The sequence below is a fragment of the Synechococcus sp. R55.7 genome, from assembly GCF_047461955.1.
Taxonomy (GTDB): domain Bacteria; phylum Cyanobacteriota; class Cyanobacteriia; order Thermostichales; family Thermostichaceae; genus Thermostichus.
The window spans coordinates 1-2967 of the sequence record NZ_JANSIC010000272.1 but is presented as its reverse complement, the minus strand read 5'-3'; the positions used below and the strand labels follow the sequence as shown (position 1 = coordinate 2967).

The following is a 2967-nucleotide window of genomic DNA, read 5'->3' as shown; positions in this document are numbered from 1 at the left end:
AATGGGGCCAACATGATTGCCAAACTTGGGGCTGCTGTAAACCAGCCTAGAGGTCCGTGGTTGGCTTGCCAACTACAGGGCTACCGAAAGCCTGCACTCTTTCGCTTTAGCGGTGCGGAGCGCTCTGCGTCAGCATGAGTGCGGGTAGTTTACTAGAGGCGCTGGATGGCAACAGGAACTTGGGGAGTGGCAATGGTGCAAGTCGAGGTGTTGGCAGAACAGACACAAAGCTGTGCCCGGCGGCTGGGGATCCCTCAGTTTGATCTCTACGGGGCTCAAGTGGATGAAACCAGCGTGCAGGTAGATCATGGGGAACCTCGCCAGGTCAAGGCTTCCCACCGCTGCAGCGTGACGGTGCGGGCCTGGAACGACCAAGGGCAGGTGGGAGTAACTTCCACCACCGATGTGGATGAGGCGGGGCTGGAACTGGCCCTGCAAACGGCCTTTGAAGCCAGCCATTTTGGCGTGCGGGAACATGCCCCTCAATTCAGCCCGGAAGCCACTCTGCCCATTGCCCAGCCTTGTAACGACAAAGGGCCGTTGGCTTTGGCCGGCGACTTGTTGGAACAGTTGGTGGCTGCCGAAAAGGCACTGCTGGGATCCCATCCCGCCATTCAGGGGGTGCCCTACAACGGCCTAGCGCAGCGGCAGATCAACCGCTTCTACCTCAACAGCCACCAAGCCCTACGACAAGAGGAGCATACCCTTGCTTCGGTTTTTCTCTACAGCAAGGCAGAGCAAGAAGGACGCAAACCCCGCAGCGCTGGAGCCATGCGAGTGGCCCGCAGCCTGGATGAGTTGGATATCCAGGGTTGTGTGCAGGAAGCTGCTGAGAAACTGATTAGCCATCTGGAGTACGAGCGGATCCCTTCTGGAAAATACACAGTGGTCTTTTCCGGAGAAGCCTTTTTGAGTTTGTTGAGCGCCTTCTCCAATGTGTTCAATGCTCAAAACATTTTGGACAACCAAAGCCTGTCCACCCCAGAATCCCTGGGCAAGACCATTGCCTCGCCTCTCCTATCGGTGTGTGATGATGCTCTACACCCGACCAATGTGGGAGCGATCAGCTTTGATGGAGAAGGCACCCCCACTCGCCGTGTCCCTCTCATCACCAATGGGGTCTTGACCCACTTTTTGCACAGCGCCGGTACGGCTAAGCGCCTAGGAGCCAAGCCCACCGGCCATGCCAACATCGGCGCCAAGGTCACAGTTGCCGCCCACTACTACCATGTATTTGCCGGGGCACCGCCGGAGAGCACCTATGACTTGGCTACAGCTGAAAATGTAGTTTGGATCGATGAGCTGCAAGCGCTTCATGCCGGCGTTAAGCCCCTACAGGGATCCTTCTCGCTGCCGTTTCAGGGGTGGTGGGTACGCCAAGGAGAACGCATCAGCATCGAAGCGGCCACGGTGGCCGGAGACTTCCTGGAGCTGTTGAAGTCGATTTTCTACGTCGAGCCCGAGCCGCAAGTCACACCCGGTGGGCTGTGTCCCCGCATTTGGGTTGCCGATCTCTCCATTACCGGGCAATAACCTCACTTCAAACTCATGCAACTGACCCGCATCGACCTCAACAGTTGGCTCATCCACACCCGGGAGCAAACCTTCCTATTGGATCCGTGGCTGGTGGATCCCCTGGTGTTTCTGGGGATCCCCTGGTTCATCCGCCTGGAGCACCGCCAGCCGCTCCCTTTTACGCCGGAGACCTTGCCCAAAATCGACGGGATCCTCCTCAGCCAAGCCCAGCCGGATCACTGCCACCCACCAACGTTGCAGCGCCTGGATAAGCGGATCCCCGTTTTGGCCTCGCCGGCTGCAGCCAGAGTCGTGAAGAGTCTGGGATTTGCAACGGTTCAGGCTCTGGATCCCTGGCAGTCTGTTCGCTGGGGGGATCTGCGGGTCACAGCCATTCCCGGTGCGCCCCTAGGGCCTGTCCGTGAGCTGGGCTATCTGCTGGAAGAGGTGCCCTCTCAGACACGGCTTTACTACGAGCCTCATCTGTCCCAGCCGGATGTCCGCCCGCGGCTGCAGCAGGAATTGTGCCCCATTCATACTCTGCTGATCCCGGTGGTGGGGCAGATCTTTCCCCTCTTGGGAGAGGTGATCATGGGGCCAGAGCGGGCCCTGGAGGTGGTGGCAGCCCTACGCCCCCAGCAGGTGATCCCTACGGCGATGGGAGAGGTGGACTACCACGGGTGGTTTGCCGCCCAGATCCGCCCCTTGGGCAGCCTGCAGGAGTTTCGAGAAAAGCTGGCAGCCTTGAATGCCGCCACGTCCCAATCCATCCAGTTGTGTTGCCCCGCCCCCGGAGAAACGGTGTCTCTTTCTGTCGTGGCCAAGACATGAGCCTTCCTTCCCAAGCCCCGCCTAGCGCCGATCTGGTGGCCATCTTGCGGGCAGATTACGCTCGCTTTCCCCGGGATCAGACCTATGCGATCTACGACCCGCAGGTTTACTTCCGGGATCCCCTCAACGAGTTTCGCGGCTTGGATCGCTATCGCCGCATGATCGAGGGGATAGGGCGTTGGCTACAGGATATCCGTCTCGAGCTGCAGGATATTCGGCAAACCGGCAACCAGATCCGCACCGAGTGGATCCTAAGCGGTTCTTTGGCTTTGCCTTGGCGTCCCCGCCTGTGCATCCCCGGCTGGACAGAAATACAGATCAACGAGTCGGGGTTAATCGGATCCCATATTGACTACTGGCGATGCTCCCGCTGGGAAGTGCTGCTGCAGATGTTTCGGCCTGGGGATCCCAAAGGATCCCGTTAATAGCTTCCATCCTTTGCTAGGATCACAAAGCTGACTTTTTAGCCCTCCTGGAAAGTCGCCCCTATTCTCAATCTGGAGAGATGGCCGAGTGGTCGAAGGCGCAGCACTGGAAATGCTGTGTGGGGCAACTCACCGTGGGTTCGAATCCCACTCTCTCCGTAATCCGATAACGTCCACTGAAGTCCAGAAAGCTCTT

The 2967-nt window shown here is 58.7% G+C and carries 3 protein-coding genes and 1 tRNA gene; all 4 read left to right on the top strand.

Annotated elements, in window-relative coordinates; translation table 11 throughout:
- The first annotated feature begins 192 nt into the window (after window positions 1-192).
- A complete protein-coding gene (locus NW820_RS11570) occupies window positions 193-1533 on the top strand; it encodes a TldD/PmbA family protein (protein ID WP_414407552.1) in 1341 nt (446 codons plus the stop codon).
- Between the two features lie 15 nt (window positions 1534-1548).
- Window positions 1549-2346 (top strand): MBL fold metallo-hydrolase, encoded by a 798-nt coding sequence (locus NW820_RS11565; RefSeq protein ID WP_414407551.1) that lies wholly within the window; start codon window positions 1549-1551, stop codon window positions 2344-2346.
- Entirely contained in the window at window positions 2343-2771 is a 429-nt protein-coding gene (locus tag NW820_RS11560; protein WP_414407550.1) for a DUF2358 domain-containing protein, read from the top strand. Before NW820_RS11565 ends, NW820_RS11560 begins: the two co-directional genes overlap by 4 nt.
- 74 nt (window positions 2772-2845) lie before the next feature.
- A tRNA-Ser gene (locus NW820_RS11555) sits at window positions 2846-2930 on the top strand.
- Window positions 2931-2967 lie beyond the last annotated feature (37 nt).